Genomic DNA, 23,786 nt, shown 5'->3' with positions numbered 1-23,786 from the left:
TTTGTTCAGATGAATGGTGATACTACTCTGATGATCAAAGACGTATCATTTGGATCAAAATTTTCTCATTATGAAACTGATCGAATGTCCCCGAGATGCCTGGCAAGGCCACCCTCAATTTATCCCAACTGAGAAAAAGGCTGCCTATCTCAACCAACTGCTCCGGGTTGGGTTCGACACCATTGATTTCGGAAGCTTTGTCTCACCCAAGGCCATGCCACAGGTGCAGGATACGTCCCTGTTAATCAATCAGCTCGATCTTTCACAAACCACAACAAAACTGCTTGCCATCGTCGGAAATGAGCGTGGAGCCCGGGAGGCATGTCAATTCAAAGACATTTTTTACCTCGGTTATCCTTTTTCAATATCAGAAACTTTCCAGCTTCGCAACACCCGTGCAACCATTCAGGAATCATTCCAAACGGTTATCGTAATCGCGGATTTATGCCGGAAGTACGGCAAAGAATTGGTTATCTATATTTCAATGGGCTTTGGAAATCCATACGGTGACGCATGGAATAGCGAAATTGTACTGGAATGGATTGAAAAGATTGCCCAACTCGGTATCCGGACTTTTTCACTGGCGGATACGGTTGGGGTAGCAACAGAGGCTGACATCACTTCTGTATTTACTCAACTCATAGCTTCAAGAAAAGATTTGGAGTTTGGGGCCCATTTCCACACAACTCCGGGTAGTTGGCGATCCCGACTTGAAGCAGCATACAAAGCTGGCTGCCGCAGATTTGATGGCACCGTGTCCGGCTATGGTGGATGCCCGATGGCTCAAAATGAGTTGGTCGGCAATATGTCAATGGAGAATTTGATCGCTTATGCTCGTGAAAATCTGGAACCTACACACCTCAACCTTTCTGCGTTAGAAATAGCAAAACCTATGTTTCTTGAACTTGTAGCTGATTAGGCCTTCGCTGTGGCACTACTATTTTTTGTCCCGACCCCAAAATGCGTAACCCATAGACAAGTGATGTGACCATCCCAGTTGGCCACTTGAATGCACTGCATAGTCAACAGAAAATTTGCCTCCCGTAAAGCCAGCACCCAAATGATGCGTCATGGGATTTGGTGACACACCCGTTCGCAACCATAGTTTATTCCAAACCTGGTAGGCCAGTCCAATTTTAATTAACAAGGGCAAATCGGTGTTTTTTTCTAGCTCAGCACTGAGACAGACTGCTTTCAAAGGCATATACAAAGAACCGGCGCGTAAGATCGTGGGAACTTTGTTACCATAGATGCCCGAGTATCGGGATTGCGTCAGATTGTATACCTGCGCTCCAAAGAGCAGTTGCTCGGACAGCTTTGCCAGCCCGCCAAATTGAAACACAAAGGCCTTCCGGCTGAAAGCCAGGGAAGGCGCGTTGACGGCGGTCTGCAGGTAATTCACTTTTAGACCCAGACTTACCCATTCAATCCGGTGCCCCACACCGATACCCAGCGATAACTCGTTGTACAGCTTGTCTCCAAAACGGCTTAAAGAAAACCCAGCGCTCAAATCGTTGGAAATCGGAATTACCCCTGCAAACCCAACGGTATTCAGCCCCTCAAATTGATAATGTGAATCATAGGTGGACAAGACAGCTGCTTCCTGATTTCCTCCCAAGCCGGCAATGTTATTCAGTATAGCGTAAGCATCCGCGTTCGCCACGGTGGCATTGGCCACTCCCCAGGATCTGGCCCCAGTGGCGTATGGGGCGGTCTGGGCCATGGCAGTGGCCACCCATAAACAGCAGAAAATCAGGAATATGAAGTTTTTCTGTCGAGATAAATATCCAGATTGCTCTTTCATATTTACTACGGCAGTTAAATCAGGAAGGCGCGCTGTGAGCGAATACCTCTGAAACAATAAAGTATCTAGTAACTATAACCCTGCAAGAACGAGCTGCGTGAGCAGGCTCATCTGGCCGGTCAAAAATCAGTTACTCAGCTTCCTCTTCACAATGGCGAGCAAGGCAGATACCGCCTCCCCATTTACATCCCATGCGTGTTTGGACGCATAACGATGCCAGATCAGGTCTTCGGCCTCCGCGTAACTTTTGACGCTATCCAACTCGTATATCGCCTTTTCGAAATGCTCACTATTTTTATTGAATAGCTGGTTAACAAACATAAAACGTTGACCCAAAGGAATAGATGCCGCTATACTTTCTACCTTAACCTGTACACTTCCGTAAGACTTATCATCCGCTGGCTGGGGTATATCCACCTTAAAGCGATTGTTAAGCGACTCCTTTTCAGCTGAACTATGCTGAGTTACCTTCTCGGATATTACCGAACTGACCGGAGCAGTCCGATATGTATTCCCCGGGGCGGTTTTCGTATTTTCTATTTCTGAAAATGCTGAGTCAAAGAAGGATTTTGGCTCCTCTTTCTTCGAGCTGTTCGCAGGAAGGGGAGCTGCCGATGGCACCAGTAAGTCACCGGCAGAAAGAGACAATATTTGTGAAAACTGCTCTTCAAAGCCCTCTACGGCATCAAAAAGAGCAGGATCGTTTACCAAATCCTGCAACCAGTTGGTAGCCCGGACCACGGATACAGCGTCCGAATCCGATTCGACAAGCTTCACTTCCAGCGCCTTGGCCAAGCCTTGATGGATATGGGTGTATTTCACCAGTTCCTCTGCCTTATCCATGTTGTACAGCGCATCGGGAATTGATTTCAGCCTCTCTCCAAAATAATGATCTGGATTGTAAAGCAATGTGACTGCGTCCTTTACAGCTTGCCGAAGTAAGGGTTCAAGATCATTTCGTTTCACCGAGATATGCTGAGAAGCGATGTTCATAAATACTTCAAGTGCATGCTTAACTTCTTCATGGTCAAAATCAAAATAAACACTCCTAAATGCGAGTGCATTATTTTTCCATTGCTCAAACAAACGGTTTAAAACACCCAGATTCACCTGACGAACAGGTGTCATTTTCAGCAGGTCGGCTCCACCAATGGTCACTCGGGATGCGTAGGTTTCGTTCAAAACCTTTGTAGTAAAACGGTCGGCGTACTGATTTAGCTTCTCTATATTTATATTACCTGACATTACGAATAAGCGCTATTTAACGAATGTGTTAAAAAAAAATGTGTTTGATTTGTAAAGATAATTAAAAATACCTGCGGCCTTCGCCAATAATCAATCAATATGTTCATTGAACCTTCGCACAAGAGAGAAACGCAAAATCCACGTACCGGATGGATCGAGGTTATTTGTGGATCTATGTTCTCGGGAAAAACAGAAGAGCTAATCCGAAGACTTAACCGGGCAAAAATTGCACGACAAAAAATTCAGATTTTCAAGCCTGCCCTGGATAAACGCTATCACATCGAGAACATTGTTTCCCATAATGACAATTCAATATCTTCGATACCCGTTGCTTTCGCTGCTGACATTTTGAAGTTTGCCGGCGACTGCGAAGTAGTGGGTTTGGATGAGGCACAATTCTTCGACGACCCCGTTGTCGACGTTTGTGACCAACTGGCAAACGCAGGCAAACGGGTGATCGTTGCCGGACTTGACATGGACTACCTTGGGAAACCGTTTGGATCAATGCCCCAACTGATGGGCATTGCTGAATACGTTACAAAAGTGCATGCGATTTGTATGATTTGCGGAGAAGTGGCATCCCATTCTTACCGGCTCTCCGAATCCAATGAACGATTTCTACTCGGTGAGACCGATCTGTATGAAGCACGATGCCGCAGATGTTTCAACCTGGGCGAAGCGGCAGAGCGGTTACTTACCGAAGTGTGATTCCTATCTCAAGCTCCTTGAAACGAATGAAGCAGAAAAACGTACTTGCTCTATCGCTGTTGCTGAATATTATTTTTCTTGCATCCTTTGCAACACTCGCTTTCATCTATCGCGACAAACTGGCCCAAAGGTACGTAACCTGGAAAGGTCAGGGTAAAATTGTGATGTATGGGAATTCCATTACTGCGCAGGGTAAGTGGGTCGAACTTCTGGGACGTACAGATGTAATCAACAGCGGACTGCCTGGCCAATGCACCTATACCTTTCTGGACATGCTACAATCACAGGTTATTGACTTGGATCCTGAAATCTGCTTTGTGATGGGAGGGATCAACGATATTACGGTGGGCGTATCTCCTGAAAAATTACAAAAAAATTACCAATCCATTTTGGAATCACTTGTTGAACACCACATTACGCCAGTTGTCACCCTTACGCTCTATGAACGCAAAGAGGCGGACAGTCATCAGGAGGTAAAGCAGTTGAATGAGTTTTTGATCAAGTACTGCAATTCCCAAAAGATTGCGTATCTGGATTTGAACCAGTACCTGTGCGATTCCGCCGGCCTGAAACAAGCGTATTCGATAGACAAAACACACCTGAATTACAAAGCTTATCAGATATGGGCGGGAGAGATCAGTAAAATTTTGACAAAAAAAGGAATATGAATCTACCTCCAGAAAACAAAAAATGCCGCAATCGTGAGACGCGGCATTTTTATCATTTTATGTGTGAGAAGTTACGCACTCACCTGATTCATCACCTCAGTCTGCTTACGGATTGATTCCATATGCACCAGTTTGAAAAGTTCATCCACCAGATTTGGGTAAAGATTCAGGCTTTTACCCCATCCTGCCCGAGTTTCCAAAACTTCCCGGAAACGATCCACCTGGTAAGCGGCAACATTGTTATCCCTTTTGTATTCTGCCAGCTTTTCTACCAACGACATACGCGCCGCAAGATTTTCCAACAATTCACGATCCAGATTGTCTATTTTACCACGCACCACTTCAAGTTGTGACTGGTAATCGCTACCATAAGATTCCTTCCGAACATGAAGGTCGTGAAGCATTTGTCCCAAAGCGGCAGGAGTTAGTTGCTGCGAAGCATCCGACCATGCAGCATCCGGATCACGGTGCGACTCGATAATCAAACCGTCATAGCTCAAATCCAGAGCACGTTGCGCAATTTCGTACAGATACGCACGCTTTCCGGCCATGTGACTAGGATCACCGATCATAGGTAGCTCAGGAAACAAAGTCTTTAATTCAATCGCAATATTCCACATCGGGGAATTACGGAATTTGGTCTCCTGTGCGTTGGAAAATCCACGGTGAATAGCACCAATTTTCCGTACACCGGCCTGATTAAGACGTTCCAATGCACCAATCCATAGTTGCAAATCCGGATTAACCGGATTTTTAACCAAAACAGGAACATCAATGCCTTTTAAAGCATCTGCTAACTCCTGAACATTAAATGGATTTACGGTAGTACGTGCACCAATCCACAGGATGTCTACTCCATATTTCAGGGCAAGTTCAATGTGTTGAGGTGTTGCCACTTCAACAGCAACAGGCAGGCCTGTATCCTTTTTCACTTGCTGTAACCACGGCAAAGCAGCCTCACCCATACCCTCAAAACTTCCGGGGCGCGTTCTCGGCTTCCAAATTCCCGCACGAATAATATGCGCAAATCCTTCTTTTTTGATCTGGGCTGCGGTTTCTAACATTTGTTCCTCGGTCTCTGCGCTGCAAGGCCCGGCGATTACCAAAGGTTTTCCTTCGGTATTGATCCAACTGCTAAGCGGAAGGATATCTAAAGAAGCATTCATATTCTAAAACTGGTCCTTAATAAAAAATTAGATAATTGTAATATTTCGATCTGGTATTATGCGTATTTCAAGTATTGATGTACATTTGATGCTCCAATGTTTGCCAGCAAAATGGCGATGGACAATACTATGGAGATCTTTTTGCAGTGAGATCTTGTAATACTCATAAATGAAAAATCATCAATAATAAGATGGCATATCTCCCTAAAACGGATACAACACCTGTACTTTTTGAAGATACCTCCGTTGCTTTCGCATCAAAATCAAACGCTCAACTTCGCAAGACCTACTGGCTATTCAGCGTAATGAATCAAGCTCAAGTGGTAAATTTAGGCACTTTTTTTATAAAGCTTGCATTAAAGCTTCACTTACCTATAAAAAATCTTATCCGGGCTACCATTTTTGAACAATTCTGTGGTGGTGAAACAATTACCGATTGTAACGCAACCATCACCGCCCTTGGTAATGCCAATATGGGTACAATACTCGACTACTCTGTGGAGGGTGAAGATGACGAAGCCAGTTTCGACGCCACTACTCAAGAAATTCTGCGCACCATTGAAAAAGCGCACAGCTCCAGGCACATCCCCTTTTCGGTGTTTAAGGTCACAGGAATAGCTTCTGCCGAATTATTGGAAAAAACTCAGAAACAGGACATATTGAATCCGGATGAAAACAGTGCGTACGTCCGGTTAAAACTACGCCTTGAGAAAATCTGTCAGTGCGCTTATGATCTTAAGGTACGCATTTTCATCGATGCTGAAGAAAGCTGGATCCAGGGTATAATTGATGAGCTGGCTTATGAAATGATGGATAGATACAACAGAGAATCCCCGATTGTGTTTAATACTTATCAGCTTTACAGGAATGACAGTCTTGAAGCTCTGAAATCGGCATATCTCACGGCCCGTCAAAAAGGCTACGTGTTGGGTGCTAAACTTGTACGTGGTGCCTACATTGAGAAGGAGAGAATGCGGGCAAGGGAAAACGAATACTTTAATCCGATCCATACGACCAAAGAGGCCACGGATAAGGACTACAACGCAGCGATCGACTTTTGTCTGGAACATCTTGAATATATAGCCATCTGTCTGGGTACACATAATGAATACAGCTCGCAATACTGCGCTAAAAAAATGCAAAAACTTGGTCTTCGCAATAACGACGAGCGGGTTTGGTACGCCCAACTTTTAGGCATGAGCGATAACATTTCATTTAATCTGGCAAAGGCAGGATACAATGTTGCCAAGTACGTACCATATGGGCCCATAGAGGCCGTACTCCCCTATTTAATTCGCCGGGCCGAAGAGAACACTTCCATTGCCGGACAGAGTAGCAGAGAGTTTTTATTGGTAAAAAGAGAATTGAAACGGAGAGAAATCGGTTCTTTCTAAGTATATTCCTATTTTCGCAGTCTCACAAGCTTTCCAAATGTCTTAAATCCGGAATGAATCAACCTAAAAATCCTTTCAAATACCTCATATTCAGCCTTGTTCTCATCACTATTGACCAGGTTTCCAAACTTTTGGTTCACAAATACATGGAACCCGGCTTCTCAGGACAAATTCCACTCATTGGTAACTGGTTAAAGTTGCATTATGTGCTGAATCCCGGAATGGCATTCGGAATGCAGCTTGGGCATGAGTATGGCAAGCTGTTCCTTACGCTCTTCCGGTTGGTGGCTATGTGCGCTATCGGATGGTATCTTGTCCACCTGGCCCGTTCTGGCGCAGCCAAGGGGCTTCTTTGGGCTTTATCAATGATACTTGCAGGCGCAGTGGGGAATGTTATAGATAGTACGTTTTACGGGGTATTTCTTGACAATGCACCTTACGGTGCGCCTACACCCTGGTTTCATGGCCAGGTAATTGATATGATCTTCGTAGACTTCTGGGAAGGTTTTGTGCCTGACTGGGTACCTGTATGGGGCGGACAATACTATTCCACACCTATTTTCAACATCGCTGATTCCTGTATTTTTATAGGCGTTTGCAGCATACTCATCTTCCAGGGACACTTTCATCCTGCTCCTCATGAAGCGACAGCCGATACCCATACGACTGATCCCGATGACGAACAAACGCTACCGGCCAATATGCCAGATGAATTGCCGGATTCGGAAACCATTCAATCACTTCCGGCTGAAGAGGAGAAGAAGCCCCAATCCTGGGAACTTCCACATCAGGAGGATAAAAAGGAAGAATTATAAAAAACGTCTTTTCAGAACACCTATACCTTTACCTGTTATTTGTCCGTTCCTGGTTCCGGGCTGTCGAGTCGGTATTTTTAAACAGTATTTTGATGGCCGGAGCGTTCACATCTCCTATAAACTGACTCCCGATTATAGGGATGTCGGACAAATTTTTAATTGAATCGTTGTCAAACGGCTTGGCAATTTTAGTAACAAAACTACTTCCCGGATGACCAGCAACGGGTACCAACAGAATGTTAGTCGGGGTTATCGCACAGCAACACCAAACAAACAGTGCCAGCGCAGAAGTGAAATTCAACCGTCCACTGCCTCCCTTGAACAGGCCTTCCAAAATCCTGCATACCACCTTTGAAAAAGAGATAATCAGAAAAAACATAGGCACGATACCTACCTTGTTCGAGAAATCATTGTAAAACCCAAGGTAAATCAAAGGTATCAGAAGCAATGCCACCAGGTTGACCAGCATGAGCTGCATATCGTCTGCAGGCAAATGTTTCCTTCTATTCAAGAAAATCACCAGCGCAAATGTACCTACTTCGATGAGTAGAAAGAGTACATAGTTAAGCCACCACCTTTTTCCACACTCCCAGATAAACCCCCTCACCATTTCCTCGGAAGTACTGTGCGCCAGATAGAATGCTAAAACGGGTATGAAAAGAGCAACCGCCAAAAAGGTTGTATAACCAAATATTTGCTTGAATGAGCGCCATGCACCCAGTAGCACGATGGGGATCAGCCCCAGTACCACAAACGGTGACCAGATCAATGCACTACCTACGATCAGTGGTACACCATTAAACGTTTTTTTATTAATAATGCGGTCGTATACCAGCGCTGGAAACAAAATGCCTGAGATGTAATGATAGGGTGCCCAGGCCATGGTTGTCATGGTAGAGGCGTATTTGAGAGAACAGTGGAAGGGTGTAGAGACGTCCAGAACCATTTTTCCATTACTCCACCATGTACTGAGAAAAGTATACGGATAACTAAAATCCTCCACCGCCCGAAGGTACTTAAAATCAAGGGTATTGAAAACGGTGGTAATCGCACAAAGCGTTCCGGCCAGTAAAAATACAAGAACCAGGAAACTGTTTTTGATCTGCAGCAGCACATACACCCAGAATACGCACAGTGTGACCCCCATCCATGCCCAACAAAAGAAAATGACCTCCGCAAAATTCACATTGCCAAACAGCTTCGTAAGTGTGGCTATGGGTAGATAAAACCCGAAATAGTAACAATAGAATGCCTGTTTATCCGGATACAGAACTGGCCACGCGTGGACAATTAGATCATATAGCTTAATGTTGTCGTAAACGTAATTGAAACTCTGGGGCACCATGCCTCCTGCACCGGTAGCATAGGCAATGTAGCCTGCAATGGCGGTTAAAATAAAGATGGTCTTAGGACTGAATCCAGCTGCAGCCTCTCCCACCCGATTTTCAAACGCAAATTCTTTGTAAATCAGGAAGCCCAGTGTGCATAGCAGCGGAATGGCAAAGTACAATTTTAGCCAGCCTCCCATGAAGAGTACCGTGGGCAGCGCTACATAAAGAAGCGTCGTTTTAAATAAAATCTTCTGGTGATTCACCTCGGCAGAAAAAAGGTTTACATGACTTGATTACTACGTGCGTACAGGATGTGCAGCAATTTCGCTTCATATTGATCGCCGGCAATCATACAAAATTGCCCCCATTGAAATCCTGAGGCCAAATATAACCAAATTACGAGGATGGAAACAAAAGTATAAAGCCAGCATGCATCGATAAACCACGTACAAAGCCTGGTCCTGTCAACATTGCCGACAAAAAAAACGCCCCGGAAATCGGGGCGCCATTCGTTGATAACCATTGAATCAATCATCATCTTTGGACAGGGGCACGAAATCCTTAAAGGTTTTCTTTAAAGCCGCATCTGTAGCTTCTTTCTTGTTTTCCCAATTGGCGTCCAGTTCCAGTGCTACCAACCCACTCAGGTTCATCAATGCTTTAAATTCGTCCAGTTTACGGATAAAGTCAGGCAACCGGCGGGAGGACTTTTGCGCGTACTCACGGGCAAATACATCCCCTTTATTGCGAAGCTCATTTTTCTTTTGCAATACATAGTTAAACCTTTCGAGCAAGCCATTTGTGGACTTACCAATGACCTCCGTCGCTTCCAGTGTGCCTATGGTTGCTACCGTGGTACCACCGATAGTGGTAATGTAACCCCTTACATTAGGATCTTTCTTCGTGAACTGAGGTGCAATCCCCGTTGTCGCTCCAAGCGACGCATTCAGTAGCGACCTTCCCCTTTTCCCTTTCTTTGCTTTCGCATATGCCTTTTTGAGATACGTTTCCTTTTCCTGCATTTGCTCCAACAATCCCCATGCATTCACCAGAGCTCCTTTATACAGTCCGTATACATAGGCATCACGTTGACGCTCATCAATGGTATTTTTAATAATGAAACGCATCGTTTTTTCCCTCTTATTCTGCCCTTTATCCATGGCGTAAAAGGTGATGTTAAACGCAAGGGTATCGAAAGGATCCTTTACAAATTCAAAGCCCGGCTCCCAGATAAACTCGTAGCTGGTAGGCGTGTTCTTGACCAAAGCAGATGCCGGCACGTTTTTGTTTTCAGAGATAAAATTGAAACCGGCAATGTCCTCGTCACCATTTGGATCAGACAAGGTGAACCGGATATTGATCCGATTATTCTCAGGACTTTTCACAACCATATTTTGCGGCACGATGGTAAAATCCGGGGCCAGATCCATCTGCGTTACGTCCAGTTTCAACTTACCCCTGGTCCTCGTCTTGGAAGGCTGATCTTCTACATAAAATTCCATATATTTCGGCGACTTCTTCAGATCGGCAAACTGCTTTTGGGCAGCATCCCAGGTAATCTCGCCGGCTGCGGTCAGCTTCATTCCTTCGGGCAACTCACTCAAAATAGGAACAAACACAATGGGATCCCCGTCCGGATCGCGTACCGAATTCATGTCGATCTGATAGGTATTCTGCGTCTTGTACTGGATATAAAAAGGTTTTAGCTCATCAATAACTGGAGGACGATTTACGTGATTAACCTTGAGAATCACTTCCCTGGAAGCCGTCTCCCCCACTGAATTGACAGCTTCGAACACAATCGGAAAAGTTTTTACGGTATTAATCCGGTCGGCAACGTCATAGCTCGGGGTCCATACAAAATGACCTAAAGAGTCAAATTTCATATCCTTCCTCAAACCACTTGCGACAGAATAGCGTACCGAGTCACTCTTTCCACCCTTCACCTGCAAGTGAAAATTAAGTTCTTTCCCTTCATCAAGGACATTCCATTCCGATGCATTGGGGAATATGATCTGAAGGGGTGCAACCGTTGTGACATTGGAAGCATCCTGAGAAAAAGCCTGATGAAATCTTGTGAAGGCGAGTAATGTCATCAGGGCAATCAATATATTCTTAACTACCATAACGTCAGAAATATAATTTATTCATGGGTTCAATAATACTTGATCTTAACGCAAAAGTAACGAATACCGTATAGTTAACACTGGGAATAGTTTCATTTTTTCAAAAAAGGGATTCGTGTCAACTGTGTTTCGGATTCGTTTTGCACTTTTTTAATATTATAGTTATTGCCTGTAACGCATGGAAACAGCACCATTTTAATAAAGCAAATACCGGAAGGCAGTCTATAACAGACTTCCTTCCGGTATTTTATGACTATGCTATTTAGCTATTATTTTTTCTTAGGCGTAGCAGCTGGTGTTGTGGCAGGTTTTGCCGGGGTGGTAGCTGGCGCAGTAGCCGGTTTGGCGGCAGCAGGTGTCTCCACTTTGTCAGGATCAACACCTAGTTTTCTAAGAATCAAATTGGTAGCATTGTTATCCTCAGAAGACGTGTACAGGATGGTCGGGTTACCTTGTCCACCATCCATATTCAGAATGTAAAGGTAACCTTGTTCCTTACCCACAGCCTGAATCGCATCATTCACTTTTGTAATCAAAGGCTCCATCAATTGCTGTTGTTTGGTAGCAAGAGACTGCTGTGCATTGGCCTGCATTTCCTGTATACGGGTTTGCAGGTTTTCCAGTTCTTTTTGTTTATCAGCACGGATTACCTCAGTCATGCTCGCGCCGTTTTTCTGATAGTTCTCGTATTTTTCCTGTGCTTCCTTGTAAGTTTCCTGTAAAGCCTTATCCAGTTGTGCCTTTGTAACCTCTAGTTGGTTTTGTACCACTTTACCTTCAGGGATTCTGCCGATCAGAAACTCAACACTTGTATAAACAATCTTTCCGGTTCCGCTTGCAGGGGTGGTTTGAGCCAACAGAGGGGTACTGATCATGGTCATAACGACCATATAGGCTATTAATTTTTGTTTCATTGCTTGTTACTTATTTTGGTTTAATGGTTGTACTCTTTTTTGTTTTGGTATTATCTTTTACCGGCGTTGCAGGTATTTCCTGACCAACCTTGGGCTTCTTAGTGGCTGCGTCGGCTACTGGGACATCTTTATTAGGCTTGTCATTTAATCCAAGCTCGTCCATGATGTAGTCCGAATAATCATGCTTTGGATTAGTAAACACCAGGCCCACGTCGCTGGATTTATCAAATAAAAAGTCCAGACGTCGTTGTGTACAAACCTTGCTTGTCGCTCGCTGCACTCTTTCCAGCACCGGTTTCATCAGTTCCTTTTTTTTCTGAAAAAGCAGCCCCTCCATTCCGAAGATCTTACTGTTATACTCCCTCGCTTCCAGCTCTTTTTCCTTTATCTCGGCCTGCCGTTTTCTTTTGAGATCGTCTGTGAGAAGAACTTCTTCCGCCATGTAAGCCCGCTGCATTTTTGCGATTTCGGCAAACTTCTCATCTATCTCCTTAGCCCATTTTTCAGAAAACTTCTTCATTTCGGCCTGAGCTTGTTGATATTCAGGCATTTTACTGGTAATAAACTCCATGTCGGTATAACCGAATTTCTGAGCATATGTCCCTGAAACTGAAACGAAGGACAAAACTAGTAAAATTAAAAACTTCTTCATGCGTCGGGGCTAATAATTTGCACTGTTTTAACGAAATGCAATCTGTTATATTATCTGATCTGCTGCCCGATTGTGAAATGGAACTGTGGTCCGCTTCGTCCCGGTGCTCCCTGTATCTTGTCAAAACCGTATGCCCAGTCAATACCGAGAAGTCCGAATGCTGGCATAAATATCCTTGCACCTACACCCGCAGATCGTTTCAGCTCGAAAGGATTAAACTCCTTATAGCTGCCCCAGTTATTACCGCCCTCAGCAAAAGTCAGTACAAAAATCGTTGCCTGGGGGTTTAAAGATACAGGGTAACGCAGTTCCATTACGTATTTGTTATATACAATACCTCCACCCGATGCCGGGTAGCCCGACTGATTCAAAGGCCCTACCTGCTGATCTTTATAGCCACGAAGTCCTACAATATCCTGGTCGGCAAGAGAGAAAGATCCCTGACCTGCGAGACCCGAACCACCCACGATGAAGCGCCCGAATGGACTAAATCCAACTTTATCCCCATACTTGCCCAGATACCCCATATGTGTTCTTGCACTCATGACCAGCTTGCCTGTTATGGTAACATAGTAACTCGCGTCGAACATCCATTTGTGATATTCTACCCAGCGATAAGTATCCGTAACATCCTTATAGTCGGTCTTACGTAAGGCCGAATAAGGCGGTGTAAAAGTAGCACTTAGTGAAAGATTACTACCTCCTCTGGGGAATTGGAAATCCGTCAGCGTATTTCGGGAAATGGTTGTATTGAAAGAGATGTTATTGGAAGTCCCCTTGTAGTAACCTATCCTGAATATATCAAGACTATCCAACCTGTACCGCTGATACGAAAGGGAATGGGTCATCACCAAATTACGATCCGGTTCTTTCAACCTCCTGCCCAGGGACACGGTAATACCATTGTTGTAGTACCCGCCCCGATAATTGATCCGGCCCGTTTGTTGCGCATAAGGGTTTCTGTACAAAGAGCTCATATCAGTCATACGGTAGACCGTCCTTTGCAATGAAACACCGAAGTTGATGGGTTTCTTACCTCCAAGCCATGGCTCGCTGAAAGACATCGAATAGGTCTGATACTGCTTGCCATTTGCCTGAAACCTCAGGGATAACTTCTGTCCATCCCCGGATGGCAGCGGATGCCATGTATCCCGGTTCGGAATGTTTTTCATGGAGAAGTTATTAAATACCAATCCCAGCGTTCCTACAAAACCAATGTATCCACCCCAGCCACCAGAGAGCTCAATCTGGTCGGAGGGTTTCTCCTCTACTGTATATTCAATATCCACAGTACCGTCCGATTGATTCGGGATCGGGTTGATCTGAATTTTTTCAGGATTGAAATAACCCATTTGCGACAACTGGCGCTGTGTATTGATAATTTCTGTTTTGCTAAATTTCTGACCAGGCAAAGTAAACAACTCGCGAAGCACCACTTTATCACTGGTTCTGGTATTTCCGTTTAGCAAAATACGGTTGATCGTTGCCTGTTTACCTTCAAACATGCGGAGTTCCACATCGATGGAGTCACCTTCCACCGCCTTTTCAGTTGGATCAATACGGAAGTAAAGGTATCCGTCATCCATGTAGAGTGAACTTACATCTCCACCGGGGATACCGTTGATTTTCTTATCCAGTTCTTCGGGATTGTATACATCCCCTTTGGATACGCCCAAGCGCTCCCCCAAAAACTTGGAAGGATACAGATAGTTGCCGGACCAGGTGATGTTGCGATAGAAGTACTTGGTTCCTTCCTCAATCTTCATATCGATGCTGATTGTCTCCCCATTGTTTCTGATGGTGTCAAATTCAATAGTCGCATCCCTATAGCCATTTTTACGATAATAGGCGATCAGCTTTTCTTTGTCTTCGTCGTATTTCTTTGGAATGTACTTCGACGGGTTGAAAAGCCTTCCAAGCATTTTTTGCTTGGTCCCTTTCATTTTCTTTTTCAGTTTGGCGGAACTGATCGCGGTGTTTCCCTGCAAATTGATTTGTTCAATCTTAACCTTTTTCCCCTTTGTAATCGTGAAGTTGAGCGTGGCCTGGCCCCGGGTTGAATCCGGAATCTGCAACACCTTCACTTTGGTGTTGTAGAAGCCTTTATCCATGTAATATTTTTTTATGATAAGCTGGGTATTCTTTATCACCGTTGGGGTAATCACGCGTCCCTTGATCAGCTTTACCTTATCATTCATGGTTTCCCTTTCCCCTTTCCGGATTCCTGAGAAAGAAACTTTGTATAACCTTGGACGCTCTTTAATATGTATGTTGAGCCATATCTTGTCCCCTTCCACTTTGGTAGCAAGGATTTCTGCATCGTCTAACGTGCCAAAATCCATCATTTTTTTGATGGAAGAAGTAATTGCAGGTCCAGGTACACGTATTTTGTCACCTGGTTTCATACCTGAAATAGAAATCATGGAATTGGGATCCAGAAACTGTGTTCCCGACACGGTTACCTCGGCAATCGTGTATTCTTTAGGATTGTCAGGGTCAATACCCATATTAACAACCGGCGCAGCAGGCTTGGAAATTGCTCCCCCAAGGCCCACTCTCTGCGCATTTGCAGACAGAGACCAGCACACCATCAGTGCAGCCAGTGTTCCTTTATAACATGCTAATGATCTAATCAAATTTTTCACGAGGTTCATATTGTTCTACTTAGCCGTATTGGCTTTTACTTGTTCACCGGTCTTTCCAAAACGCCGTTCCGTTTTTTGATATGCTAAAATTCCCTCGTAAAGATGTTCCCTTCGGAAATCGGGCCAGTACAGATCCTCATAAAAGTAGAGCTCCGCGTAAGCCAGTTGCCAAAGTAAAAAATTACTGATGCGATGGTCTCCACCGGTGCGAAGCATCAGATCCACCTCCGGGCGCTCTTGTGTCGAAAGATTCTTAGCCAGCAACGTTTCATTGATGTCATCCGCTTTAAGTATCCCCTTCTCCACATCGTGGGCAAGTTTTTTTGCAGCCTGCACGATGTCCCACTTTCCACTGTATCCCAGGGCCAGGATAAGGTTCAATCCTGTGTTTTGGCGTGTACTTTCTATTGCTTCCTGAAGCTGGTTCTGGCAACTGGTTGGCAAACTTTGCATATCTCCAATTGTATCCAGCCGTACATTGTTTTTGAGCATGGTGGGTAACTCATTGCGAATCGATTGCACAAGTAACTCCATCAGGGCACGTACTTCGAATTGAGGCCGAGCCCAATTTTCAGTAGAAAATGCGTAGAGTGTGAGATACGAAACACCAAGCTCTGCACAACCTTCAGTTACTTCTCTTACTGCCTTAATCGCGTTGCGGTGTCCAAAAACCCGCGCTGCTCCCTGATTCTGCGCCCAGCGTCCGTTACCATCCATGATAACGGCCACGTGCTTAGGCAGATTGCCCGCATCTATGAGTTCCTTCATTATAACCGAACCCTTTTAACCTTTTTTAACAAAACCAAATGAATCATTGTGAGTCGCTCTTACAATTACCTTCCGAAGTTTTTCTTTAAACCGACTTTGAATACCATTGGCCTGCTGACTATTGTACGCAGTCCGTTATCCAAATGTGTCAGTGTTTTAAAAATCGACGTTTTTTTTGTACAGAAACCAAAGCCAATCCATTAATTATCAACTTATTGGAACCAAATACTTCAAACGCTTAATTTCAACAGGGGCGCAATTTAGGAATAAGTAACGCGTGTTCAAAATCATTATTTCTCCTGTCGTTTTATATTTACAGGATCAATACCCCGCTTCTAAATAAAAAGGGCATCATTACAGACCGAGAAACGGATCAATTTTATTCTTTCCCGTTACTTGTTAATTATCAAGAAGATGCCGGATTACTTCTCCATATGTACTTCCGCTGGATAATTGTGAAGACTTCCTGTCCCGCATGACCACAACAAACTTCCCGTTGAAATGCTTTTGAATCTCTTTGATATGATGTGAATTGACTATTCCCGCCCTACTTATTCTGAGGTAATGGGACGGCAACTTTTCCTCGAGAGCGGTGAGCGTATAGCTGAGCAAATATTTTTGGCCATCGAGTGTATTCAAAAATACATACTTTTCTTCGGCTTCGAAATGGGTAATATCCGTGAGCGGAATCAACAGAATCCTGTCACCGGATTTTACAGAAAGAGAAAATATCTCTCTTTTGGGCTTCATCTCTTCCAATAGCCGCAGCAGATTATCCGAATACGGGTTATTATTGCCGCCATGGATCAGGCCAGCGCTACGAATATTCCTGATCTTGTCAATGGTTTTTAACAAGCGCTCATTTTCTATAGGTTTGAGCAGGTAATCCACTGAGTTTTCTTCAAATGCACGGATAGCATATTGATCGTAAGCGGTTGAAAAAATAACGAGAGGCATCTTTGTTAATTTGGATAACATCTCAAATCCATTCAATAAGGGCATCTCAATGTCAAGAAAAATTACATCCGGATGGTGTCTGTCAATTTCTACTAGTCCTTCTGCCCCATTTTTAGCTTCGGAAATAATCAGAAACACGTCAGAATGTTTCTCTAACAACCTTCGGAGCCGGCTAAGCGCCAGAGGCTCGTCATCAATCAGTATGGTTTTCAGGGGTAATTGCATGGTACTTATGGTTTACTGTCGAAATGCCTGACGTCTATTTTTGTTTTTCGACTGCCGATTTTAGCAGGGCCATATTGACCGATTTGAATGGCTCATTGGTTAGCTCCAGTTTCGCCTCATCACCATATAACAGCTTTAGCTTATCCTGAACACTCTTGATTCCATATCCCGCTCCCATATTTTCAGGAAACGGAGGGCCATTATCATGTACGCATAAATGAAGCCAGTCCTCATTTTCATATATTTTAATTGTAATATTTCCTTGATCGGCTAAACGGGCAATGCCATGCTTAATCGCATTTTCTACAATCGGCTGCAGGATAAACTTCGGTACCAGCAGCTTTTTGAGCTTATCGCCGTATACCTCTGTCATAAAGAGCAATCGATCTCCGAATCGCACCTTCTCCACCTGCAGATAGGTCTGAACCATTTCCAATTCGTTTTCAATGGTATCAAAATAGTCATTTGTATTACGACCAGTCGTGTAGCGGAAGAGTTTAGACAGAAGCAAGGTCATTTCCTCCGCCTTGTCCGGATCCACATGGACAAGGCTGGCAATGCTGTTCAGGGAATTGTAAAGAAAATGTGGATTGATCCTCGCTTGCAAGGCATCCAGTTCTGCACGGGTCTTTAATTTCTCCAGATTGAGCAACTGATACTCCTGGTCGGAGATTTTTCTGGAAATCTGTTTTCCCTGCCGGATAAAAAAGTAAAAAATGTTAGCGACAATCACCGGGCCCCATGTATACCAATACCAGGGGGCGTGCTGAGCAGGCTCATCGGGGTAGGCTGCAACATATCGCGCTACAATGGCCGTACCAAACATATAATACACGCCCGCACCGATCACATTGTTGACAATAAAAGTGACAACAGATAGAAATAAGTGGCTCTCAATCTGCCTTTTGAATGCAAAATCGATCCACGATGCAAGTTGCTGGGTTAATAGTATCGTGGTAACACCAATGGCTACATTCTGAAAAATAAGAAACTGGTATAATTTTACCCGAACCGGGTTGTTGGTGAAATAAATCTCCGCAGTGAAAAAGGTGATCGCGTTTATACCGTACAGAATGAAAGCACCCAGAAAGATAGCTACAACGGTCCCAATCCATCCTTTGTTCTGGATCAAACCCACCAAACTAAAATCCTTCCACTTGAATGACTTATCCTGAGAGGTAAAGCTAAAATTTGCGCCGTCAACCCTGGCGCCTGTTAAGTCCACATCCACCAAACTGCTGAAACTCAGATCCGCATTGGAAAGGTCCGCATTACGGAATGTGGTTCGGTCCAGAGAACTAAAACGAAGCCGCGCATGACGCAAATTGGCACCATCAAAATTCAGATCTTTCAGACTTGAAAAACTAAAATCCGCATATTCGAGATCCATGTTACTAAAATCCCTCCCATCCAGGGAAGACGCGGTCATTTTCAGTGGTTTTATTTTTTCCCGATTCATTGCCTTCTACTCTGGTTTTCATCAATAAAGCGATAGGCGTTTAGCACTTCATGGAGGAATGCGGTTGTGAAGAAAGCCTAATTTAACTCCGATAGCAGTTAATCCGCCCAAGGTTTTGGGTTTGCTGTTCTTACTTCATCTCCGGATTCCGTCCAGTACCAGTATCGCCCTGCATCAAAAAAGCTTCATCGCCTCATGATGTTGTGCAATTGTTTTACACAAATCTATCGGCAATGAAGCTTTTTTGTTTTGAATTTCAGATGAACTGTGCGTTATGGGCACCCCAACACGCCCGGAAAGCACGTGAAATCGGCGGAAACATAGCGCTGGTTTCCTACAACTGCTGAAGCAGCAAATTTTTCCAACGTACTTTTATACCTCCTCCATCATGGATTTGCAATGCGATAGAACCATCCGCAGCTCCGATTTTTTCATCCTCGAAGTCTACCATCGCATTTCCGTTTAGCCAGGTCTGAACTTTTGGTCCTACTACCCGAATCCTTAATGTGTTCCACTCTCCGGCTTTTAAAAATCCTTCCTTTTCATCGGGAATCTGAACAAGCCATCCACGGCCATAAGACTCATACACACCACCCGTATCGTGGTTGTGAGGCGCAACTTCTACCTGCCAGCCAGATACTTTGGTTCCATCCACGGTTGATCGAAAGAACACACCACTATTTCCGTTTGCCTCCTGCTTAAATTGAAGGGTGAGATCAAAGTTCTTATAAAACTTTTCTGTGGTCAGATAGCCATACTTTTTATCCGGCCCACTTTCACAAACAAGTTCTCCTTTATCTACATACCACTTTTCGGTACCATTCACTTTCCAACCCGAAAGGTCCTTCCCGTTGAAAAGCTTTACCGGTTTCTTAAACTCGGAATCGCCTTCCCGAACTGCTAAAAAAGCAGAACTGATAAAAAATACTCCGGCACAGAGTACAAACAAGTGTTTCATTTTTAGCATTGGATTAACGGATTAGGATTAAAAAAAATATTAGTTTTGACATTGATCCTTTAACTTTTACGTTAGTATAGAAAAATATTCAATTGGAAAGCTATGAAAAAAAACAGTTTTATGAGGCGATATCAGGCATTATTTTTATTCGGCGGGCTGATTTGCGCAACTATTGTTTCATGTAAGGAAAAGGACAAGGATGTGCTCAAACCTAAAACCGTGACCGATATTATTCTTGAAAATAATGATTTTACCATTTTACGGGAGATCGTAAAATTTGCTGGTATGACGGATGCGTTGAGAACCGAAAACCTGACAATTTTCGCCCCCAATGATGCTGCATTCAGGTCTTCCAATATCACCAATGCCAGTGAAATTACCTCACAACCCAAAGACTCGGCCATTGCTTTTGTGAAACATCACATCATCGATGCCAAAAAATCATACACGTACAATGAATTACCCAAAGGCAAAGTGAAGGTACTGGACGGTTCAACCATTGACATCGGAACAACGAGCGTTACCGACACTACCCTAATGATCAACAGGGCATACATTATCCTCAAAAATGTAAGCGCAGCCAATGGATACATTCATGTGGTTGACAGAACATTAAAAAAATAACACCATATCAAGAAGAGGCCTCCTGTTGATGCAACAGGAGGCCTCTTCCTTTTGTTATCCTCGTAAAGCTGCGCCTAGAATTGTTCGGTGTGCGCAAAAAAGAAGCTTCCCTCGATTGCAGCGTTTTCGTCTGAGTCAGAACCATGAATTGCATTCGCCTCTACCGATTGCGCGTACAATTTGCGAATAGTACCCTCCTCCGCATTGGCAGGATTTGTAGCTCCGATAAGCTTACGAAAGTCCGCAACGGCATTTTCTTTTTCCAGAATCATAGGAATGATTGGCCCCGACGACATGTAAGCGCATAAATCAGTGTAAAACGGGCGCTCACTGTGTACGGCATAAAATTCGCCAGCACGTTCTGCTGACAATTTAGTTTTTTTTGCGGCCACAATTCTGAAGCCGGCCTCTTCGATCATCTTGATAATCGCACCTGAGTTCCCGCCTTGAACAGCGTCAGGCTTGATCATTGTAAAGGTTTTATTTGTAGGCATACTTTGCTGAAATTAATTTGCACGAAATTACAATTTTCGTTCTAAGGATGAAAGATTATATCCACGAAGCGCATTTTACCATCAAAAAGGGCATTAGCGGCAACGGTTTGGCAATCATTATTCAATAAATCCAAACAGTTTTGTTAATTTTGTGCGCGAATTGACTTTGTGAAGTTCCTTATTTGAAATAAACTACTGTGAATCAAACCGTTGAAGAGCTCGCTGCTTTTCTTTCCCTTCCACATAAGATTGTTATCACGATGCATAGGGATCCTGACGCGGATGCCCTGGGCTCTTCGCTGGGGTGGGGTCGCTATTTATCAAAAAAAGGTCATGAAGTAACCATTATAAGTCCTACCGATTATTCAGCAAATCTGCGCTGGCTTCCTGGTATGGAAGACGTACTGATCTATGAAAACGGAACACAGCAGGCTATTTGCAAAAAGAAAATTGATCAGGCAGAACTGATCTGCTGTCTTGACTTCTCGGTATTGTCCCGATTGAAAGATCTGGGCAAGGTCGTCCAGGATGCGGGTGCCATTAAAATGATGATTGATCACCATTTGGAGCCTGAGCATTTTGCTAAATGGATGATCTGGGATACGCAGGCAGCTGCTACAGCTCAACTGGTTTTTGCATTGATAAAGGAGCTGGAACCCGGTGTTCTGGTTAAAGACCTTATAGATGAGAAGCAAGCGCAATGCCTATACGCGGGCATCATGACAGACACGGGATCATTTCGCCATCCCAACGTAACGCCGGATGTGCATTTGGCTGTTGCCGATCTCATGCTTGCCGGCCTTGACACGAGCCGTATTCACAGATTGATCTATGATAACGCTCCTTTGTCCCGTTTGCAATTTCTGGGATATGTTCTTTCGCAAAAACTAATTGTTCTCCCTGAATTTCGTACCGCCTATATGGTGCTTACGGAAGCAGAGCTTGCCAGGTTTAATTCGAGCACCGGCGAAACAGAGGGCATTGTAAATTATGGCTTACAGGTTGAAAATGTGGTAATGTCTGCGCTTTTTATAGAAAGAAAAGGGGAGGTAAAGATTTCGTTCAGATCTGTGGGGACCTTCTCTGTGAGAGATCTGGCCAGCGGTCATTTTTCAGGAGGTGGTCACAAAAACGCGTCTGGAGGCCGATCAGAACTTTCTATAACCGATACAGTTAACAAATTTCTGTCTATTCTACCTGAGCAAAAAGAAGCGCTGTTAAGTGTTGACTAATGAAACTAACTTAAATAATACCTATTCATAAACACAATCCAATGAATCTTAAAACAATTTGTTATGCGTTTGGCATAACTTTTCTTGCCGCAGCCTGTAACAAATATAAGACACAGGTAAATGAAAACGGTCTTAAGTATCAGATTTTTGAGCATAAAGAAGATGCTCGCAAAGCGAAGGTTGGAGATATCATCTCCTTTCATCTTGTGCTTAAAAATGGTACAGATTCAACCTTACGTGATACCTACAAAGAAGGTGTCCCACACAAAATGCAACTACAGTTACCACCGTTCAAAGGTAGTTTTGAGGAAGGACTGGCGATGCTTGCTGCAGGTGACAGCGCGAAGTTTATGATCAGTGCGGATACATTATTCACACGCATGAATCAGCCAATGCCTCCGATGATCAAAAAGGGATCTGAACTTAGCTTTACGGTTAAGATTCTGAGTGTGCTTACCTCGGAAGAATTTCAGAAGCAACAAATTGAGGCGGTTGGCAAGCAAAAGACCATTGACGCGAAGGTCATTGAAGATTATCTGGCTAAGAATAATCTGACAGCCAAAGCACAGAAAACTGCATCAGGACTGTATTACATCCAGGACGCTGAGGGCGCGGGCCCAAGTCCAGGCGCAGGCGACAATATCAAGGTACATTACACAGGAAAGTTACTGGATGGCAAGGTGTTTGACAGCTCCAAAACAGCCGGCAAGCCAATTGACTTCCAAGTGGGCGTCGGCATGGTCATTCCTGGCTGGGATGAAGGTCTGATGATGATGAAAAAAGGAGGCAAGCGCACCTTGATCATTCCTTCAGGCCTCGCTTATGGCCCAGATGGACAACCCGGAGCTATTCCCGGCAATGCCGTATTGCTATTCGACGTAGAACTGATCGATTTTAGTAAAGGAACGCCCCCAGCTGGCCCTCAGCTGCCCCCTGCAAAATGATTGAAAAATATATTCCGATAAATGGCTGCCTCCCACGGGGTGGCCATTTTTTTTCTAAAATTTATAAGCCACATGAAACTTTGCTTTGCTAGCAATAATGCACACAAGTTAGAAGAAGTTCGCGCACTGCTGGGAGCCGCCTTTGAGCTCTTAACCCTGGCCGACATCGGTTGCCTGACCGACATTCCTGAACCGTTCGAAACCATTCACGAAAACTCCACAGAAAAGGCTCGATTTGTATGGGAAAAATTTGGGATTGACTGTTTTGCTGATGACTCCGGATTAGAAGTGCGAGCCCTGGATGGCGCTCCTGGTGTATATTCGGCCCGGTATGCAGGACCACAGCGCGATTCCAACGACAACATTGACTTATTACTCAAAAACTTATCGGGCTTTACAGATCACCACGCCCGATTCATAACGGTCATCACCCTGGTGATCAAGGGTGCTTATCACCAATTTGAGGGAGAGGTTAACGGTAAAATAATTTTCGAAAAACGGGGAAGTCATGGATTTGGCTATGATCCCGTTTTTATTCCGGATGGCTACGATAAAACCTTTGCTGAAATGAATATTGAAGAAAAAAGCAAGCTTAGTCACCGTGCTATCGCTTTGGGCAAATTGAACGCGTTTTTAAAACGGATGTAGGCTCAGTGT

The 23,786-nt window shown here is 44.2% G+C and carries 22 protein-coding genes; 9 read left to right on the top strand and 13 right to left on the bottom strand.

Features of this window, described 5'->3' with window-relative positions:
- Positions 1-70 precede the first annotated feature (70 nt).
- Positions 71-919, top strand: a complete 849-nt coding sequence (locus DYADSP32_RS22700; protein ID WP_149240623.1) for a hydroxymethylglutaryl-CoA lyase — start codon at positions 71-73, stop codon at positions 917-919.
- Between the two features lie 18 nt (positions 920-937).
- Here DYADSP32_RS22700 and DYADSP32_RS22695 read toward each other — a convergent pair whose 3' ends face one another.
- Both DYADSP32_RS22695 and DYADSP32_RS22690 read right to left on the bottom strand, forming a co-directional pair.
- Positions 938-1,804 carry a hypothetical protein gene (locus DYADSP32_RS22695; protein ID WP_149240624.1) on the bottom strand — a complete coding sequence of 289 codons (867 nt, stop codon included), beginning with the start codon at positions 1,802-1,804 and terminating at the stop codon, positions 938-940.
- A gap of 126 nt (positions 1,805-1,930) precedes the next feature.
- Positions 1,931-3,049: a hypothetical protein gene (locus DYADSP32_RS22690; protein WP_149240625.1), complete on the bottom strand. Its 1,119-nt coding sequence runs from the start codon at positions 3,047-3,049 to the stop codon at positions 1,931-1,933.
- A 99-nt stretch (positions 3,050-3,148) separates the two neighbouring features.
- Here DYADSP32_RS22690 and DYADSP32_RS22685 point away from each other — a divergent pair, with 99 nt between their 5' ends.
- Positions 3,149-3,757 carry a thymidine kinase gene (locus DYADSP32_RS22685; RefSeq protein ID WP_149240626.1) on the top strand — a complete coding sequence of 203 codons (609 nt, stop codon included), beginning with the start codon at positions 3,149-3,151 and terminating at the stop codon, positions 3,755-3,757.
- A 26-nt stretch (positions 3,758-3,783) separates the two neighbouring features.
- The gene (locus DYADSP32_RS22680) at positions 3,784-4,425 is read left to right on the top strand and encodes a GDSL-type esterase/lipase family protein (RefSeq protein ID WP_149240627.1); all 642 of its coding nucleotides are present in this window, start codon (positions 3,784-3,786) and stop codon (positions 4,423-4,425) included.
- Positions 4,426-4,496: 71 nt separating this feature from the next.
- Here DYADSP32_RS22680 and DYADSP32_RS22675 read toward each other — a convergent pair whose 3' ends face one another.
- Positions 4,497-5,591 carry a chorismate mutase gene (locus DYADSP32_RS22675; RefSeq protein WP_149240628.1) on the bottom strand — a complete coding sequence of 365 codons (1,095 nt, stop codon included), beginning with the start codon at positions 5,589-5,591 and terminating at the stop codon, positions 4,497-4,499.
- Between the two features lie 191 nt (positions 5,592-5,782).
- On the opposite strand from DYADSP32_RS22675, the gene DYADSP32_RS22670 reads away from it, so the two are divergent.
- Together DYADSP32_RS22670 and DYADSP32_RS22665 are read left to right on the top strand one after the other, a co-directional pair.
- Complete coding sequence (locus tag DYADSP32_RS22670; protein ID WP_414617982.1) at positions 5,783-6,985, top strand: proline dehydrogenase family protein; 1,203 nt, start codon at positions 5,783-5,785, stop codon at positions 6,983-6,985.
- A 53-nt stretch (positions 6,986-7,038) separates the two neighbouring features.
- Complete coding sequence (locus DYADSP32_RS22665; RefSeq protein ID WP_149240629.1) at positions 7,039-7,800, top strand: lipoprotein signal peptidase; 762 nt, start codon at positions 7,039-7,041, stop codon at positions 7,798-7,800.
- Between the two features lie 28 nt (positions 7,801-7,828).
- On the opposite strand, the gene DYADSP32_RS22660 is transcribed toward DYADSP32_RS22665, so the two are convergent.
- The 9 genes from DYADSP32_RS22660 to DYADSP32_RS22620 form a co-directional block, all read right to left on the bottom strand.
- Positions 7,829-9,394 (bottom strand): hypothetical protein, encoded by a 1,566-nt coding sequence (locus DYADSP32_RS22660; RefSeq protein WP_149240630.1) that lies wholly within the window; start codon positions 9,392-9,394, stop codon positions 7,829-7,831.
- Positions 9,395-9,658: 264 nt separating this feature from the next.
- On the bottom strand, positions 9,659-11,257 hold the full coding sequence (locus DYADSP32_RS22655) for a hypothetical protein (RefSeq protein ID WP_414617981.1): 1,599 nt from the start codon (positions 11,255-11,257) through the stop codon (positions 9,659-9,661).
- A gap of 269 nt (positions 11,258-11,526) precedes the next feature.
- Positions 11,527-12,171 (bottom strand): OmpH family outer membrane protein, encoded by a 645-nt coding sequence (locus DYADSP32_RS22650; RefSeq protein ID WP_149240631.1) that lies wholly within the window; start codon positions 12,169-12,171, stop codon positions 11,527-11,529.
- A gap of 10 nt (positions 12,172-12,181) precedes the next feature.
- Positions 12,182-12,823: an OmpH family outer membrane protein gene (locus DYADSP32_RS22645; protein ID WP_149240632.1), complete on the bottom strand. Its 642-nt coding sequence runs from the start codon at positions 12,821-12,823 to the stop codon at positions 12,182-12,184.
- Positions 12,824-12,873: 50 nt separating this feature from the next.
- The gene (gene bamA / locus DYADSP32_RS22640; protein ID WP_149240633.1) at positions 12,874-15,477 is read right to left on the bottom strand and encodes an outer membrane protein assembly factor BamA; all 2,604 of its coding nucleotides are present in this window, start codon (positions 15,475-15,477) and stop codon (positions 12,874-12,876) included.
- A 6-nt stretch (positions 15,478-15,483) separates the two neighbouring features.
- Entirely contained in the window at positions 15,484-16,236 is a 753-nt protein-coding gene (locus tag DYADSP32_RS22635) for an isoprenyl transferase (RefSeq protein WP_149240634.1), read from the bottom strand.
- 399 nt (positions 16,237-16,635) lie between these two features.
- Positions 16,636-17,418 (bottom strand): response regulator, encoded by a 783-nt coding sequence (locus DYADSP32_RS22630; protein ID WP_149240635.1) that lies wholly within the window; start codon positions 17,416-17,418, stop codon positions 16,636-16,638.
- Positions 17,419-17,452: 34 nt separating this feature from the next.
- Positions 17,453-18,877 (bottom strand): histidine kinase, encoded by a 1,425-nt coding sequence (locus DYADSP32_RS22625; protein ID WP_149240636.1) that lies wholly within the window; start codon positions 18,875-18,877, stop codon positions 17,453-17,455.
- Positions 18,878-19,211: 334 nt separating this feature from the next.
- Entirely contained in the window at positions 19,212-19,844 is a 633-nt protein-coding gene (locus DYADSP32_RS22620; RefSeq protein WP_149240637.1) for a DUF1080 domain-containing protein, read from the bottom strand.
- 93 nt (positions 19,845-19,937) lie between these two features.
- Here DYADSP32_RS22620 and DYADSP32_RS22615 point away from each other — a divergent pair, with 93 nt between their 5' ends.
- The gene (locus DYADSP32_RS22615; protein ID WP_149240638.1) at positions 19,938-20,459 is read left to right on the top strand and encodes a fasciclin domain-containing protein; all 522 of its coding nucleotides are present in this window, start codon (positions 19,938-19,940) and stop codon (positions 20,457-20,459) included.
- 74 nt (positions 20,460-20,533) lie between these two features.
- On the opposite strand, the gene DYADSP32_RS22610 is transcribed toward DYADSP32_RS22615, so the two are convergent.
- Positions 20,534-20,953 carry a nucleoside-diphosphate kinase gene (locus tag DYADSP32_RS22610; RefSeq protein WP_149240639.1) on the bottom strand — a complete coding sequence of 140 codons (420 nt, stop codon included), beginning with the start codon at positions 20,951-20,953 and terminating at the stop codon, positions 20,534-20,536.
- Positions 20,954-21,150: 197 nt separating this feature from the next.
- Between DYADSP32_RS22610 and DYADSP32_RS22605 the strand changes: the two genes are divergently transcribed.
- From DYADSP32_RS22605 to rdgB, 3 genes are all read left to right on the top strand, one after another.
- Entirely contained in the window at positions 21,151-22,185 is a 1,035-nt protein-coding gene (locus tag DYADSP32_RS22605; protein WP_149240640.1) for a DHH family phosphoesterase, read from the top strand.
- A gap of 41 nt (positions 22,186-22,226) precedes the next feature.
- On the top strand, positions 22,227-23,129 hold the full coding sequence (locus DYADSP32_RS22600; RefSeq protein WP_149240641.1) for an FKBP-type peptidyl-prolyl cis-trans isomerase: 903 nt from the start codon (positions 22,227-22,229) through the stop codon (positions 23,127-23,129).
- A 72-nt stretch (positions 23,130-23,201) separates the two neighbouring features.
- A complete protein-coding gene (rdgB, locus tag DYADSP32_RS22595; protein WP_149240642.1) occupies positions 23,202-23,777 on the top strand; it encodes an RdgB/HAM1 family non-canonical purine NTP pyrophosphatase in 576 nt (191 codons plus the stop codon).
- Positions 23,778-23,786 lie beyond the last annotated feature (9 nt).

Origin of the sequence: Dyadobacter sp. 32, assembly GCF_902506755.1 — a bacterium.
In the GTDB taxonomy this organism is placed as follows: Bacteria; Bacteroidota; Bacteroidia; order Cytophagales; family Spirosomataceae; genus Dyadobacter.
The sequence above is the reverse complement of the archived record's forward strand: the minus strand, read 5'-3'. Positions and strand labels throughout refer to the sequence as shown.